Annotated in this window: 11 protein-coding genes and 1 rRNA gene; 10 read left to right on the top strand and 2 right to left on the bottom strand. The window is 71.0% G+C overall.

Annotated elements, in window-relative coordinates; genetic code table 11:
• Positions 1-227 precede the first annotated feature (227 nt).
• A complete protein-coding gene (locus ACT2CW_RS44410) occupies positions 228-650 on the bottom strand; it encodes a metallopeptidase family protein (protein ID WP_206282499.1) in 423 nt (140 codons plus the stop codon).
• 346 nt (positions 651-996) lie between these two features.
• Between ACT2CW_RS44410 and ACT2CW_RS44405 the strand changes: the two genes are divergently transcribed.
• From ACT2CW_RS44405 to ACT2CW_RS44375, 7 genes are all read left to right on the top strand, one after another.
• Entirely contained in the window at positions 997-1,446 is a 450-nt protein-coding gene (locus ACT2CW_RS44405; protein ID WP_020870815.1) for a DUF3499 domain-containing protein, read from the top strand.
• 288 nt (positions 1,447-1,734) lie between these two features.
• Positions 1,735-3,351 (top strand): L-lactate permease, encoded by a 1,617-nt coding sequence (locus ACT2CW_RS44400; protein WP_138915325.1) that lies wholly within the window; start codon positions 1,735-1,737, stop codon positions 3,349-3,351.
• Between the two features lie 205 nt (positions 3,352-3,556).
• Complete coding sequence (locus tag ACT2CW_RS44395) at positions 3,557-4,915, top strand: phosphomannomutase/phosphoglucomutase (protein ID WP_445520708.1); 1,359 nt, start codon at positions 3,557-3,559, stop codon at positions 4,913-4,915.
• A gap of 538 nt (positions 4,916-5,453) precedes the next feature.
• The gene (locus ACT2CW_RS44390) at positions 5,454-5,636 is read left to right on the top strand and encodes a Trm112 family protein (RefSeq protein ID WP_037954286.1); all 183 of its coding nucleotides are present in this window, start codon (positions 5,454-5,456) and stop codon (positions 5,634-5,636) included.
• 103 nt (positions 5,637-5,739) lie between these two features.
• Entirely contained in the window at positions 5,740-7,062 is a 1,323-nt protein-coding gene (locus ACT2CW_RS44385; RefSeq protein ID WP_445520707.1) for an SIS domain-containing protein, read from the top strand.
• Between the two features lie 160 nt (positions 7,063-7,222).
• Entirely contained in the window at positions 7,223-8,419 is a 1,197-nt protein-coding gene (gene manA / locus ACT2CW_RS44380) for a mannose-6-phosphate isomerase, class I (protein ID WP_445520752.1), read from the top strand.
• 106 nt (positions 8,420-8,525) lie between these two features.
• Positions 8,526-9,449: a cation diffusion facilitator family transporter gene (locus ACT2CW_RS44375; protein WP_445520706.1), complete on the top strand. Its 924-nt coding sequence runs from the start codon at positions 8,526-8,528 to the stop codon at positions 9,447-9,449.
• A gap of 858 nt (positions 9,450-10,307) precedes the next feature.
• On the opposite strand, the gene ACT2CW_RS44370 is transcribed toward ACT2CW_RS44375, so the two are convergent.
• Positions 10,308-12,449, bottom strand: a complete 2,142-nt coding sequence (locus ACT2CW_RS44370) for a fructose-specific PTS transporter subunit EIIC (protein WP_445520751.1) — start codon at positions 12,447-12,449, stop codon at positions 10,308-10,310.
• 515 nt (positions 12,450-12,964) lie between these two features.
• Here ACT2CW_RS44370 and ahcY point away from each other — a divergent pair.
• From ahcY to ACT2CW_RS44355, 3 genes are all read left to right on the top strand, one after another.
• The gene (gene ahcY, locus ACT2CW_RS44365; protein WP_164436916.1) at positions 12,965-14,422 is read left to right on the top strand and encodes an adenosylhomocysteinase; all 1,458 of its coding nucleotides are present in this window, start codon (positions 12,965-12,967) and stop codon (positions 14,420-14,422) included.
• A 136-nt stretch (positions 14,423-14,558) separates the two neighbouring features.
• Positions 14,559-15,176 carry a hypothetical protein gene (locus tag ACT2CW_RS44360; protein WP_445520705.1) on the top strand — a complete coding sequence of 206 codons (618 nt, stop codon included), beginning with the start codon at positions 14,559-14,561 and terminating at the stop codon, positions 15,174-15,176.
• Positions 15,177-15,827: 651 nt separating this feature from the next.
• A 16S ribosomal RNA gene (locus ACT2CW_RS44355) occupies positions 15,828-15,934 on the top strand; the annotation flags it as partial.

Genomic DNA, 15,934 nt, shown 5'->3' with positions numbered 1-15,934 from the left:
GGCTGGAGCCCCACCTTCCAGCCCCTCCGACGTTTGGCCTTCCAGCCCCTCCGGCGCTTGAGGAGCGGGGTCTGGGGCGGAGCCCCAGTTACGGGAAGGGGCGGGTAGGGGAAAGCACCCCGCCGCAGGCGCCACGCCCCCCGGACGCCCCCGCCCCCGCCCCTGCCCGTACGGCGTGCCCGCTGCCCCCGGCCCCTACCGCAGGCCGCCCCCACCCGCCCCACGGCCTAGTCCTGCCCGTACCGCGGATCCACAGACTCCGGCGCCAGCCCCAGCAGCTCCGCCACCTGCTCGACCACAACCTCATGCACCAGCAGCGCCCGCTCGTCCCGGTTCTTCGCCCGGATCTCGACCGGGCGGCGGTAGATCACGATCCGGTCCGGCGCGTCCCCCCGGGCCGCGATGAAGCGCCCGAGCGGCACGGACTCGCCGTCCCAGCCGTCCGCCCCGCCCGGCGGCCCGCCCGGGCCACCGCCCGACCCCGGGCCGCCGAGCCCCGACGTGGGCACCTCGAGCACCGTGAAGTCGACCCCGGACAGCTGTGGCCAGCGTCTCTCCAGCCGCTCCGCCGAGTCCTGCACAAGATCGACGAATGACTCCGCGCGGCTGACCGAGAGTGGCACCTGGGGAGGCGCGATGGGGCCGCGCATACCTCGTCCGTGGCGATCGCGACGACGGGGACGCGGCTCGGACTGCTGAGGGTGAGGGTGTACGGGCCTGGTCATCACTCCGAGGGTAGCCGTCGCCGACCCACCCTCATGCGCTTACCGGACAGCCGTGCCGGATGTCGCCAAATGAGCATTCCAGCCATGCTTGGGTCCAAAAACGGACGTCTCTTGAGTCGCTTCCCTGGCCCAGGATGATCCCTCTCGGTTCGACTGCTGACCGGATTCGTTGTCGGCGGTTCTGGCCGCGTCAGCGGTCCACGCTGGTCAACCAGTAAGTTCACGTTTCGGGTGCACGGTGCGAACCGGGACGACACGGCGGAGTGAGCTGGTGGAGAGTCGTCGCGGCCCGCTCAAGAGTGCGGTACCGTCCAACGTCGTGAGCCCTGTACGTCGCTGTTCGCGCACCGCCTGCGGCCGCCCCGCCGTCGCGACGCTGACGTACGTCTATGCGGATTCGACCGCCGTTCTCGGGCCGCTCGCCACCTACGCCGAGCCCCACTGCTACGACCTGTGCTCGGAGCACTCCGAGCGGCTCACCGCCCCGCGCGGCTGGGAGGTCGTCCGGCTCGCCGTCGACAGCGGTCCGCCCCGGCCCAGCGGTGACGATCTGGAGGCGCTGGCCAACGCGGTCCGCGAGGCCGCACGCCCGCATGAGCGCGCGGCGGGGGCGGCGGCCGGTTCCGGCGGCTCCGGAGGCGGTCACGGCGGCCGGGAGGGCGACCCGCGTGAGGTCGCGCGCCGCGGCCATCTGCGAGTCCTGCGGTCACCCGAGCCCTGATCGGTCCCCACCCGAGTCCTGGTTGGTTCCCCACCCGAGCCCTGATCGGTTTCGCTCCGGCGATCTCCCGCGACCTTCGCGCGTACCCCGCCCCACTTTCTCCGCGATCTTCCCGCGTTACGCGGTCTTCCCTCGTTCCGAGGCATTCCACGGCGTTCCCCGGGATCACTTGCTGACGGAGCATTGACTGTGACTTGGCGCGGACACGACCATGCGTGCACCCCAGGGTCCTCCGTTTCCGCATCACGGATGTGACCTTCCAGGGATGGCCCATGCCGGGAGGCCCGTGTGTTCGTGCAGCAGCTGGACCCCGTCGCCGATTCACTCTCCCTGTCCGCCCTCGTCGCCGCCCTTCCCCTCGTCACCGTCCTCGTCCTGCTCGGCGGGGTGCGGATGCGCGCCCACTACGCGGGCCCCATAGGGCTCGTCGTCGCCGCTCTCGTCGCCTGCCTCCCGTACGGGATGCCCGTCGGCCAGGCCGTCTCCAGCGCCGCCCAGGGGGCGCTCTTCGGCCTCTTCCCCATCCTGTGGATCGTCGTCAACGCCCTGTGGGTGTACCGGATGACCGTCCGCACCGACCATTTCGACGTGCTGCGCCGCTCCTTCGGCCGGCTCTCGGACGACCCCCGCGTCCAGGCCCTCGTCATCGCCTTCTGCTTCGGTGCGCTCCTGGAGGCGCTCGCCGGGTTCGGCGCACCGGTGGCGATCTGCTCGGTCATGCTCGTGGCGCTCGGCTTCGACCCGGTGCGCGCCGCCGTCGTCGCGCTCGTCGCCAACACCGCGCCGGTCGCCTTCGGTGCCATGGCCACCCCGGTGGTGACGCTCGCTCAGGTCACCGGGCTGCCGCTGGACTCCGTGGCCTCCGTCGTGGGCCGCCAGACCCCGCTGCTCGCCCTCGTCGTCCCGCTGCTGCTGGTCGTGCTCGTCGACGGGCGGCGCGGGCTGCGCGAGACCTGGGCACCCGCGCTCGCCTGTGGGGTCGCCTTCGCCATCGCCCAGTTCACCGTCTCCAACTACCTCTCCGTCCAGCTCGCCGACATCGCGGCGGCATTGGTCGGCGCGGCCGTGCTGATGGCCGTGCCCGCCGCCCGCCGCCCGGCCGAGGAGCCGGTGCGCGCCGCCGTGCTCACCGGCGTACGCAGCGACGACCTGGACCGCGAGGACCCGCGCCGGGAGGTGGTGCGCGCCTACGCCCCGTACGCACTCATCGTCGCGATCTTCTCCATCGCCCAGATCGGCCCGGTCAAGGACCTCCTGGCCAAGGCCACCCGTACCTTCGACTGGCCGTTCCTGGACGTCGCCGACCCCGCTGGAAAGGCGGTGGGCGCCAATGTCTTCTCGATGCCGCTGATCGCCACCGGCGGCACTCTGGTGCTGCTGGCCGGGGTGGCCACCGCCGCCGTGCTGAAGGTGACCGCGGGCGACGCCCTGCGGGAGTGGGCGGCCACGGTGCGCGAACTGCGCCATGCGATCCTTACGGTCACCTCGGTGCTCGCGCTCGCCTATGTCATGAATCTCTCCGGGCAGGCCGCCACCATCGGTCATTTCGTCGCCGCCGCCGGGGCCGGGCTGGCCTTCCTCTCCCCGGTGCTCGGCTGGTTCGGCGTCGCCGTCTCCGGTTCGGACACCTCCGCGAACGCCCTCTTCGGCGCCCTCCAGGTGACCGCCGCCCGCGAGTCCGGGCTGTCCCCGGATCTGCTGGCCGCCGCCAACAGCTCGGGCGGGGTGCTCGGCAAGATGATCTCCCCGCAGAACCTCACCATCGCGTGCGCGGCGGTCGGTCTGAAGGGGCGCGAGGGCGATCTGCTCCGTAAGGTGCTGCCGTGGAGCCTCGTGCTGCTGCTGGTGATGTGCCTGATCGTCGTCGCGCAGTCGTCGTTCCTGCTGAGCTGGATGCTGCCGTGACCCTGTCCGGGATGGCTGGTAGCACGCCGCGCGACGGGGCTCACAGTTCCGGCCCAGGTCCTGCGGGTAGGTTTTGAGGTCCGCGGGGACGTGCTCCGCGGGGACGTACCGCAGGGACGTGCTCCGCGGGGACGTACTCCGCATGGGACGTACGCGGAGACGTCCGTAGAGACATCTCCACCAGGACCTCCAGAAGGGGTTGGCTGTGCCCGACTTGTCGCAGATCGTGAAGGCTTACGACGTGCGCGGTGTGGTCCCGGACCAGTGGGACGAGTCGCTCGCCGAACTCTTCGGCGCCGCCTTCGCCCGGGTGACCGACGCGGACGCGATCGTCGTCGGCCATGACATGCGCCCCTCCTCGCCCGGTCTGGCGCGGGCCTTCGCGCGCGGCGCCGCCTCGCTCGGGGTGGATGTGACCGAGATCGGACTGTGCTCGACCGATCAGCTCTACTTCGCGAGCGGATATCTCAATCTGCCCGGCGCGATGTTCACCGCCAGCCACAACCCCGCGCAGTACAACGGCATCAAGATGTGCCGCGCGGGCGCCGCCCCCATCGGCCAGGACAGCGGGCTCGCCGAGATCCGCGCCCTGGTCGAGGAATGGGCGGAGGGCGGCGCGCCCGAGCCCGCCGCCGAGGCCGGCACCATCACTCAGCGGGACGTCCTCGACGACTACGCCGCCCATCTGCGCTCGCTGGTGGACCTGACCGCCATCCGGCCGCTGAAGGTCGTCGTGGACGCGGGCAACGGCATGGGCGGCCACACCGTCCCGACCGTCTTCGAGGGCCTCCCGCTCGAGCTCGACGCCCTCTACTTCGAGCTGGACGGCACCTTCCCCAACCACGAGGCCAACCCCCTCGACCCCAAGAACATCGTCGATCTCCAGGCCCGGGTCCGGGAGACCGGCGCCGACATCGGCCTCGCCTTCGACGGCGACGCCGACCGCTGCTTCGTCGTGGACGGGAGCGGCGAGCCGGTGTCCCCCTCCGCCATCACCGCCCTGGTCGCCTCCCGCGAGCTGGCCAAGCACCCGGGCGGGACGGTCATCCACAACTGCATCACCTCCTGGTCGGTCCCCGAGGTCGTCAAGGAGAACGGCGGCACCCCCGTCCGCACCCGTGTGGGCCACTCCTTCATCAAGGCCGAGATGGCCCGCTCCGGCGCGATCTTCGGCGGCGAGCACTCCGCGCACTACTACTTCCGCGACTTCTGGAACGCCGACACCGGCATGCTGGCCGCCCTGCACGTCCTGGCCGCACTCGGCGGCCAGAAGGGCCCGCTGTCGGACCTGGTCGCCCAGTACGACCGGTACGCGGCCTCCGGCGAGATCAACAGCACCGTCGACGACCAGGCCGGGCGCATGGAGGCCGTCAAGGCGGCGTACGAGCGCCGCGAGGGCGCCGAACTCGACGAACTCGACGGCCTTACGGTCACCACCCCCGACTGGTGGTTCAACCTCCGCCCCTCCAACACCGAGCCGCTCCTCCGCCTGAACGTCGAGGCCAGGGACGAGGAGACGGCAGCCGAGGTCCGCGACGAGGTCCTCTCCATCGTCCGCGCCTAGGGGCGCCCGACGGACCCTGACGCCTGCGGCGGGCTGTTCCCCTCCCCGCCCCTTCCCTCAACTGGGACTCCGCCCCAGACCCCGGCGTCCTGACCGGCGGGCTGACCGCGGCCGACGGCGGTCGGCTCGTCGGCCCCTGGTTACGGGATGAAGGGGCGGAGTTGGGGAAAGATCCGCGGGACACCCCGCAGCCCTTACGGCTTTTCGGCGCGGGGCCATCCGACTCCCGAGCGAGGCGGATGGGCCAGCAGGAGGTCCGCAGCGCCCCTGCGGCGGTTACGGCCATCGGCGCGGCTCCCGCAGCCGCGTGCGCCCTTGCGGAGGCCCTCGCGTCCGTACGGAGGCCGCGCGGGACCCACACCACAACCGGAGCCCCCGGGGACGTCCCCGGGGGCTCCGGCATACGCGGGCCGCGGCATACGTGGGCCGCCCGTCCCCGGGCTCCGGGGCACACCGGCCGCGCCCCGGGCCCGCCCGGCGGTACGCTGACCTCGCCGGACCGATGTCCGGCTGGACGCATACCCGAAGGGACGACCTCATGCCGCTCGAAGCCGGTCTTCTGGAGATCCTCGCCTGCCCGGCGTGCCACGCCCCGCTGCGCGAGGAGCAGTCCCCGGAGACCCTCGAGCTGGTGTGCACGGGCGAGGGGTGCGGTCTCGCGTACCCCGTGCGGGACGGCATCCCCGTGCTGCTCGTCGACGAGGCGCGCCGCCCGGCCTGACCCGGCGGCCCGCCGCCGGGGCCCAGCCCCGCGCGGTCCCACGCGTAAGCCCCGCGCGATCCCACGCGTACCGCCCGCCACGGCGATCGGAGGCCGAAGCACGATGCTCGACGAATCCCTCCTCGACGCCCCCGAGGCACTCGCCCGCGCCGATACCCGCGGGCTGCTGCGCGGAGCCGCCGAGGCCGGCGCCCGCGTCCGTACCGCCGCCCGGCACGCCGCCGAGGCCGGTATAGGCGACCTCAAGCCGGACGGGCGCCCGCGCGCCGTCATGGTCGCGGGCCCGGGGGCGGCCGGAAGCTGCACCGCCGACCTCCTCGGCGCGCTGAGCGGAGGCAACTGCCCGGTCAGCCTGATCGCGCCCACCGGCGTGGCCCCCGCGCCGGGCGCCCTGCGCTGGACGCTGCCCGGCTGGGCGGGCCCGCTGGACCTGCTGGTCCTCGCGACCCCGGATGGCACGGAACCGGGCCTGCCGCGCCTGGTCGAGCAGGCGTACCGTCGCGGCTGCGCGATCGTCTCGGTGGCCCCGGGCCAGTCCCCGCTGGCCGACGCGGTCGCCCAGGCCCGCGGCCTGATGGTGCCGCTGGCCACGGCGCCGTACGGCTCGGCCCCGTATGCCACCGGCGGGTACGACCCCGGTGGGTACGGCACCGACCCGTACCGCGGGGACCTGCATGCGCCCGGCGCGCCCGGCACCGAGGACGCCGCCCTCGCCGAGGGCGCCCTGGGCGACGCCCCCGCCCCGTACGGGACGCCGTCCGTCCCGCAGCCCGTCGAGCCGCCCGGCACCGCCCCCGACGAGATGACCGGCCCCGCGCTGCCCGGCACGCTGTGGGCCCTGCTCACCCCGCTGCTCCTGCTGGTCGACCGAATCGGCCTGGTGTCCGCGCCGCCCACCGCGCTCCAGCAGGTCGCCGACCGGCTCGACCAGGTCGCCGAGCGCTGCGGCCCGGCCATCGCCACCTACACCAACCCCGCCAAGACGCTCGCGGCCGAGCTCGCCGGGGCGCTGCCGCTGCTGTGGACCGAGGGCCCGGTCGCCGCCGCGACCGGACGGCGCTTCTCCGGGCTGCTCGCGGCGCTCGCCGGGCGCCCCGCGCTCGTCGCCGAGCTCCCAGGGGCGCTCGCGGCACATGGCGCGCTGCTGACCGGGGCGTTCGCGGGCGGGGCCGACCCGGACGACTTCTTCCGCGACCGGGTGGAGGAGCCCGAGGCGCTCCGCGCCCGGATCGTGCTGCTCCACGAAGAGCCGGTGGGCCCCATCTCGGCCGTGCCGACCGCCCGGGAGCTCGCGCTGGCGCACGAGACCGCGTTCAGCGAGCTGGAACCTGCCGAGGGCACCTCACTGGAGAGCGCCGCGGAACTTCTCGCCATCACGGATTTCGCCGCCGTTTACCTCGCGCTCGCTTCGCCGGATAGAACTTGAGGCCGTCATAGACCTTGAGCAGGCCTTGAGCACGACCGTACGACCGTAAGGCCGTACTCAAAGCGGTATGGCCGTACTCGAAGCCAAGGCCGTGCTCAAGGCCGTAAGGCACGCACCACCCGCCCCACGTCCCTCACTGCACAGTCAGGAACCGCACCGCATGGACCGCCTCGTCAACACCGTGCGCCCCTACGCCTGGGGCTCCACCACCGCCATCCCGGAGCTGCTGGGCGTCCGGCCGACCGGGGAGCCGCAGGCCGAGATGTGGATGGGGGCGCACCCGGGGGCGCCGTCCCGGGTCGACCGGGGCGCGGGCTCCGTCGCGCTCTCCGAGGTGATCGCCGCGGACCCCGAGGGCGAGCTCGGCGCGGACGCCGTGAGCCTCTTCGGGCCCCGGCTGCCGTTCCTGCTGAAGGTGCTGGCCGCCGCCTCGCCGCTGTCGCTCCAGGTCCACCCGGACCTGGCGCAGGCCAAGGAGGGCTTCGCGGACGAGGAGGAGCGCGGCGTCCCGGCCGACGCCCCGCACCGCAACTACAAGGACGCCAACCACAAGCCCGAGCTGATATGCGCGCTCACGCCGTTCAACGGGCTGTGTGGCTTCCGCGACCCGAACGAGGCGGCCGGGCTGCTGGCCGCCCTCGAGGTCGACTCGCTCAAGCCGTACGTCGACATCCTGCACGCCCACCCGGAGTCGCACGCCCTGCGCGAGGTGCTGACCGCCGTCCTTACAGCCGACCCGGAGGCGATGGCGGAGACCGTAAGGACGGCGACCGCCGCCGCCGAGCGGCTCGGCGCGCAGGACGGGCCGCACGCCCCGGCGTACACGGCGTACGCCTCCATCGCCCGGCACTACCCGGGCGACCCCGGCGTGATCGCCGCGATGCTGCTCAACTTCGTGACCCTCCAGCCCGGCGAGGCCCTCTACCTCGGCGCCGGGGTACCGCACGCCTACCTCGAAGGCCTGGGCGTCGAGATCATGGCCAACTCCGACAATGTGCTGCGCTGCGGACTGACGCCCAAGCACGTGGACGTCCCCGAGCTGCTGCGCGTCGTCCGCTTCGAGAGCGCCGCCCCCGCCGTGCTGCGCCCCGAGGCGGACCCCTCCGGCGAGGAGCTCTACACCACCCCGATCGACGAGTTCCGGCTCTCCCGCCACGTCCTCGCCGACGGCGCCGCACCCCGCCCGCTGCCAGCGGGCGGCCCGCAGATCCTGCTCTGCGCCTCGGGCGAGGTCTCGCTGCGCGGCGCGGACGGCGCGCTCCCGCTGAAGCGCGGGGAGTCGGCCTTCGTACCGGCCGGCGAGGAGGCCGCCCTGAGCGGTGATGGCACTGTGTTCAGGGCCACAGTGAACGCCTGAGGTACGGCCCGCTCGAGGGGCTGGAACAATGGCCCGCCGTGAGGCGGTAAAGCACTGGCAAAGCCGCCATGAGCTGCCATGTAAGCGGAAGGGAAATTCGGCACATATGAGTGCATCAGGCGGAACCAAGGCGATTGTTGCCGCGCTGGGCGCGAACCTGGCTATCGCCGCAGCCAAGTTCGTGGCGTTCGCCTTCAGCGGCTCGTCGTCGATGCTCGCCGAAGGCGTGCACTCGATCGCCGACTCGGGCAACCAGGGGCTGCTGCTCCTCGGCGGGAAGAAGGCCAAGCGCGAGGCCACCCCCGAGCACCCCTTCGGCTACGGCCGCGAGCGCTATATCTACGGCTTCCTCGTCTCCATCGTGCTGTTCACCATCGGTGGTGTCTTCGCGCTGTACGAGGGCTACGAGAAGATCCAGCACCCCCATGAGCTGGAGCACTGGTACTGGCCGGTCGGGGTGCTCGTCTTCGCGATCATCGCCGAGGGCTTCTCCTTCCGTACGGCCATAAAGGAGTCCAACGAGATCCGGGGCAAGCAGAGCTGGTCCCAGTTCGTCCGCCGCGCCAAGGCCCCCGAACTCCCCGTCGTCCTCCTGGAGGACTTCGGCGCCCTCGTCGGCCTGGTCCTCGCGCTCGGCGGCGTCGGTCTCACCCTGCTGACGGGCGACGGCATCTGGGACGGCATCGGCACCCTCTGCATCGGCATCCTGCTGGTGCTGATCGCCTTGGTGCTCGCGGCCGAGACCAAGTCGCTGCTGCTGGGCGAGGCGGCCGACGCCACGGAGGTCGCCAAGATCCGCGAAGCCGTCGTGGACGGCGACACCGTCACCAGCGTGATCCACATGCGCACCCTCCACCTCGGCCCCGAGGAGCTCCTGGTCGCCGCCAAGATCGCGGTCCAACACGACGACACGGCCGCGGAGGTCGCCCGCGCGATCGACGCCGCGGAGGCCCGCATCCGCGAGGCGGTCCCGATCGCCCGAGTCATCTACCTGGAACCCGACATCCTCCGCACCACGACGTCCGCCTGAGCGAGACCCGGCCGGTTTGTGCGCATCTGTTCCGCAGGGCGGAACGGGCGGGCACAAACCGGCCACAGCCCGCACCCGACAACGCACCACCAACCCCAACGGCATGCGCCGCCCCTGCCCCGCCGGGCCGGCGGAGCAGGGGCCGGGGGCAGGGGCCGGGGGAACCGAGCCTCCGCCCCCAGGAACCAAACCGGAACCCCGGGGGCCGGAGCCCTCGACTGGGAGTCGGGCAGGTCCCCGAACCGGTGCCCGGTGCGGAGCGCTCGACGGGGGAGGGGCAGAGCCCCTGAGCCGGGGCCTGGGGCGGAGCGCTCGGCTGGGAGTCGGGTAGGTCCCCGGACCGGTGCCCGGTGCGGAGCGCTCGACGGGGGAGGGGCAGAGCCCCTGAGCCGGGGCCTGGGGCGGAGCGCTCGGCTGGGAGTCGGGTAGGTCCCCGGACCGGGGCCTGGGGCGGAGCGCTCGTTGGGGGAGGGGCAGAGCCCCTGAGCCGGGGTCTGGGCCGGAGCGCTCGGCTGGGAGTCGGGTAGGTCCCCGGACCGGGGTCTGGGGCGGAGCGCTCGTTGGGGGAGGGGCAGAGCCCCTGAGCCGGGGTCTGGGCCGGAGCGCTGGGCTGGGAGTCGGGTAGGTCCCCGGACCGGGGCCTGGTGCGGAGCACTCGACTGGGGCCGGGCAGACCCCCGAACCGGGGCCCGGTGCGGAGCACTCGGGCTCGGGCCCCGGCACAGCTCCGAACCGGAGCCCGGAGCCCGGGCCGCGCTCCTGAGCTGGGGTCCGGGGCGAAGCCCCGGTGGGGGGCCGGGGGCTTTGCCCCCGGTTTCGGGAAGGGGCGGGGTGGGGGAGAAACCCACCCCCCCCGCCCTACTCAATCTCCCCAAGCACCCCCAAAATCCCCTCCACATCCCCCGCCCCCAACAACCGCTCCCGAAACTCCTCAGCCATCAACTTCCGCGACAGCAACGCCAGAATCCGCAGATGCTCATCCCCCGCATCCGCCTCCGGCACCGCGATCATGAACACCAGCCGAGCCTTCGTCCCATCCGGCGCACCCCACTCGATCCCCTCAGGGGACCGCGCGAAGCCGACGACCGGAGCGGTCACCGCATCCGTCTTGGCATGCGGAATCGCGATCTCCTCGCCGAGCCCAGTCGTGCCCTGGTCCTCCCGGGCAAACGCGGCCCGCACCAGCTCCTCCGCATCCGCGACCTTGCCTGTCGCGGCCAGCAACTCAGCCATCTCACGGATCGCGGCGTCCTTACCGTCGGCCGCCAGCCGCTCCTTCACGGTCTGCTCAGTGAGATACCCGGACAGCACCTGCCCCTCAGGGACAGCCTCGACCTCGCCGGTCTCGCCGGTCTCGCCGGTCTCGGCGGCGGCGGCCACCCCCTGAGAAGCGACCGCCTTACGGGCACCCGCAGCACCACTCGCCTCCCCGGCACGCTCACCGCCGCCCACCCCGGCAAGAACGGGCTCAGCCGCACCCGACGCAGCCCCGGAAGAACCACCCGCAGCAGCCCCCGAACCAACAGCACCCCCACCCACCGACATCAACCCAATCGTCACCAACGCCGTCACCGCCGTACCCATCACCACGGCGACAAAGAACATCGGTACCCCACCAACCGCACCGAGCACCGCCACAATCGGCCCCCCATGCGGCACGTTGTCCTCGACCGACGCCACCCCGGCTATCGCCCCGGCGACCGCACCGCCCACCATGTTCGCCGGAATGACCCGCGCGGGACGCGCCGCCGCGAACGGAATCGCGCCCTCCGTGATGCCGAAGAAGCCCATGAAGAGCGCCGCGAGCCCGGTCTCCCGCTCCTGGTCGTCGAACATCCGGCGGCGCAGCAGCGTGGCCAGCCCCTGACCCAGTGGCGGCACCGGAATGGCCGCCGCACACGCCCCCATGACCTCGGGGTTCTTGGACACCAGCCCGGCACCGAAGAGGAACGCCGTCTTATTGACCGGACCACCCATATCGAACGCGATCATCAGCCCGAGAATGATGCCGAGCACCGCCGCACTCGTGCCGGTCAGCCCGCCGAGCCAATCAGTCAGCTGCTCGAAGACCCAGGAGATCGGCTCGCCGAGGACATAGATGAAGAAGAGGCCGAGCGCCGAGGTCGCCACGATCGGGATCACAATGATCGGCATGATCGGCTGGACGAACTTGGGAACCTTGACCCGCTTGATCCACAGCACCAGATAACCGGCCAGGAAGCCGGTGACGATCGCCCCGATGAACCCGGCGCCCGCCTCACTGTCGTACAGCTCGCCGTGCGCCGCGATCCAGCCGCCCACCATGCCGGGCACCAACGCCGGCCGGTCCGCGATGGCGTAGGCGATATAGCCGGACAGGGCCGGGATCATCAGCTCGAAGCCGATGCTCCCGATGTCGTTGACCGTCTTCCAGAAGGAGTCGTCGGGGATGACGATGCCCTTGGACGTCGTATCACCGCCCAGGGCCAGCGACACCGCGATCAGCAGACCGCCGACCACCACGAACGGGATCATGTACGAGACACCGTTCATGAGCGCCTTATAGGTGACGCTGCGCCCCTTACTGCCGCCACCGCCACCGCCACCACCCCCGGAAGCCGCCGCCCCCGAGGCACCGCGCCCGGCACCGGAGCCGTCGCCCTCGTACACCGGCGCTTCCAGCACCTGCTCGATCAGCCGCTGCGGCCGGTGGATGCCATCGGCGACCCCGACGACAAGCACCCTCTTACCGACGAAGCGACTGCGGTCGACGTCCTTGTCAGCGGCGATGATGATGCCGTCGGCCTCGCTGACATCGTTGTCAGACAGTACGTTCTCGGCCCCGATCGAGCCTTGGGTCTCCACCTTCATGCTGTGGCCGAGCGACTCCGCCGCCTGGGCCAGCTTCTCAGCGGCCATATAGGTATGGGCGATACCCGTGGGACATGCGGTCACCGCGAGCAATTTGAGCCCCGGTCCGCTGGCCCCCGCACCGTTGGGGGGATCGGCTGGACTGGTCACGTGGTTCTCCTTAACGCGTTGAGCGGGCGCGGGAAGCTGCCAGCGTCCCCGCGCTCGCGGCATCGTGCAATACATCCGGGCGTGATCAAAGCGACGACCTGAACCCCCGACTCCGGAAACACCGCGAGCATCGGCCCCCGAACGACGCAGACCGAGAACCCCCGAGCAGCACACCCGTCGCCCCGGTCGTCCCCCTGGCTGTCGCTCCCGGTCGTTGCCCTGGTCGTCGCCCTGACCGTCGTCCCTGGTCATAGCCGTACGGCCGAAGATGACCGATGGGGGCTGGGGTTCGCTCCGCCGATCGGTGTAGATTCGTGACCGAGCCAGACGTCGCTGCTGATGGCGGTCGGGCGGCCCGCACCGCGGGTCGGCCGAGGGAGAGAGGGCCTCCGACGGACTGCGCACTGTGAGGTAGAAGGGGACAGGTGTGCCCGTTGTCGCGGGACCCTGCCCGACGCCTCGCATGCCCAGCCGAACCACTCTCGCTCGCACACGATCGAGGAGGAGCAGCACTTATGACGACAGCCGTCTCCGGTCAGGACTTCAAGGTCGCGGACCTCTCTCTGGCTGCCTTCGGCCGTAAGGAGATCACCCTCGCCGAGCATGAGATGCCCGGCCTGATGGCGATCCGTAAGGAGTACGCCGAGCAGCAGCCGCTGGCCGGTGCCCGTATCACCGGCTCGCTGCACATGACGGTGCAGACCGCCGTGCTGATCGAGACCCTGGTCGCCCTCGGCGCCCAGGTCCGGTGGGCCTCCTGCAACATCTTCTCCACTCAGGACCACGCCGCGGCCGCGGTCGCCGTCGGCCCCGAGGGCACCCAGGAGAACCCGCAGGGCATCCCGGTCTTCGCCTGGAAGGGCGAGACCCTGGAGGAGTACTGGTGGTGCACGGAGCAGGCGCTGACCTGGCCCGGCACCCCCACCGGCGGGCCCAACATGATCCTGGACGACGGTGGCGACGCCACCCTCCTCGTCCACAAGGGCGTCGAGTACGAGAAGGCCGGCGCCGCCCCTGACGTCGCCACCGCCGAGAACGACGAGCACCGTGTCATCCTCGAGCTGCTGAACCGCACCATCGCGGAGAGCCCGCAGAAGTGGACGCAGCTGGCCTCCGAGATCCGCGGGGTCACCGAGGAGACCACCACCGGCGTTCACCGCCTCTACGAGATGCAGCGGGACGGCTCGCTGCTCTTCCCGGCGATCAACGTGAACGACGCGGTCACCAAGTCCAAGTTCGACAACAAGTACGGCTGCCGCCACTCCCTGGTCGACGGCATCAACCGCGCCACCGACGTGCTGATCGGCGGCAAGGTCGCGGTCGTCTGTGGCTACGGTGACGTCGGTAAGGGCTGCGCCGAGTCGCTGCGCGGTCAGGGCGCCCGGGTGATCGTCACCGAGATCGACCCGATCTGCGCGCTCCAGGCCGCGATGGACGGCTACCAGGTCGCCACCCTGGAGGACGTGGTGGAGACCGCCGACATCTTCATCACCACGACCGGCAACAAGGACATCATCCTTGCCTCGGACATGGCCAAGATGAAGCACCAGGCGATCGTCGGGAACATCGGCCACTTCGACAACGAGATCGACATGGCCGGGCTCGCCGCTCTTCCGGGCATCGTGAAGGACGAGGTCAAGCCGCAGGTCCACACCTGGACCTTCGCCGACGGCAAGAAGATCATCGTGCTCTCCGAGGGCCGTCTGCTGAACCTCGGCAACGCGACCGGTCACCCGTCGTTCGTGATGTCCAACTCCTTCGCGAACCAGACCATCGCCCAGATCGAGCTCTTCACCAAGCCGGAGTCGTACCCGACCGACGTCTATGTGCTCCCCAAGCACCTGGACGAGAAGGTCGCCCGTCTCCACCTGGACGCGCTCGGGGCCAAGCTGACCACGCTCCGGCCCGAGCAGGCCTCCTACATCGGCGTCCCGGTGGAGGGCCCGTACAAGCCCGACCACTACCGTTACTGATCGCATCCGCTGATCGCACCGGCGCCGCCGACCACCCCGTCGGCGGCCGCTGACCCGGCCCCCGCCCCGGCGGGGGCCCCAGGGCCTGTCCGCGCCATCCGGCCGGGCGGGCCCGACGCTCGTCAAGGACCTCACCATGCCCCGCGGCCGCTACTCCCTCCACGACCCGCACGATCACGCCCCCCTGGGCGAGGAGCACTTCCAGTGCGCTCCCGGCCCCAGTGGTTGGCGCTATGTCGCACAGCGGACCTCACCCTCCGGCGATCACACCGGGTCCGTGGACCTCACCCTCGACGAGCTCGGCCGCCCGCTGAGGGTGGAGCTGCACGCATCCAGCTGGCAGGTCAGGGGCGCCGCCCTGGAGGGGGTCACTTGGGTCCGCACGGACCCCACCGGTGAGCACGCGACCGAGGGCAATGTCCGAGCCCACTCCTTCACCGGCGCCTCCCCGGCCTTCCTGGTCGCCGTCTCCCGGCTGCTACGCCTGGAACCGGGCGCCGGAGCCGTCCGCGTACGCCTCGTGGCCTTCACCGATCCGGTCCTCGCGCCCCTCACCCTGGATCAGTCCTGGGCACTTCTCGACAGAAAGGGTCACGCCACCGACACCGGGCCGCTCGTTGTGGACGAGTACCAGGTGACCGAGCTGGACACCGGAGAGCTACGGACGGTCCACATCGCCGGCGACGTGGTGCTCGCCGCCCCGGGTATCGAGCTGGAGCACCTGGAGAGCCCACCGTCGTCCTTCGCGGCCTGACGGTCATCTCACCGCCTCTGACCTGCGGCGATGAGAAATCTCCGGGAACCTATTGACCCGGGGAGCCCCGATGCGTACGTTTGAAGGTCGCGGTGAACGGAGTGCACAGGCCCTCCGGCCGGACCGCACAAAGAATCTTGCCCGGAGTCCTTGACCGAGGTAGTCCGGGGAGGTAGGTTTAAACGGTTGTGGTGAGCAGGGTCTGCTCACCCCCCAAGCGCATCTGAACCGCTCCGCAGACGGATGGAAATCCAAACGGAGCACCTTTTGACACCCGCAGGCATCACGCGAAGCCGATTAGGTTCGGCCGATGATCATCTGCTAAAGTCGAAAACACGCCGAAAGGCAAGGCCCTCCAAGCGGCCACCGGAAACGGAATTCGGATCGGAAACGACCGGAAATCGGATCTGGTAAGGTTGGAAACACCGAAGGGAAGCGCCCGGAGAAACCGGTGAAACGGTTTCGAAGGAAGCGTCCGTTCCTTGAGAACTCAACAGCGTGCCAAAAGTCAACGCCAGATATGTTGATACCCCGTCCACTCGTGGACGAGGTTCCTTTGAAGAAAAACACAGCGAGGACGCTGTGAACCACTGGATTATTCCTCTGGTGGTTCCGCTCTCGTGCAGTGTTTACCGGGATATCCCGGAGGCATTCACGGAGAGTTTGATCCTGGCTCAGGACGAACGCTGGCGGCGTGCTTAACACATGCAAGTCGAACGATGAACCGGTTTCGGCCGGGGATTAGTGGCGAACGGGTG

This window comes from Streptomyces sp. NEAU-174 (assembly GCF_052665095.1).
This window is presented reverse-complemented; position numbering and strand designations above follow the sequence as displayed.

Coding starts and splice junctions, on each gene's coding strand:
- ACT2CW_RS44360 (WP_445520705.1), top strand. CDS start 14,559: ATGCCCCGCGGCCGCTACTCCCTCCACGACCCGCACGATCACGCCCCC.
- ACT2CW_RS44410 (WP_206282499.1), bottom strand. CDS start 650: ATGCGCGGCCCCATCGCGCCTCCCCAGGTGCCACTCTCGGTCAGCCGC.
- ACT2CW_RS44385 (WP_445520707.1), top strand. CDS start 5,740: ATGCTCGACGAATCCCTCCTCGACGCCCCCGAGGCACTCGCCCGCGCC.
- ACT2CW_RS44390 (WP_037954286.1), top strand. CDS start 5,454: ATGCCGCTCGAAGCCGGTCTTCTGGAGATCCTCGCCTGCCCGGCGTGC.
- ahcY (WP_164436916.1), top strand. CDS start 12,965: ATGACGACAGCCGTCTCCGGTCAGGACTTCAAGGTCGCGGACCTCTCT.
- ACT2CW_RS44375 (WP_445520706.1), top strand. CDS start 8,526: ATGAGTGCATCAGGCGGAACCAAGGCGATTGTTGCCGCGCTGGGCGCG.
- manA (WP_445520752.1), top strand. CDS start 7,223: ATGGACCGCCTCGTCAACACCGTGCGCCCCTACGCCTGGGGCTCCACC.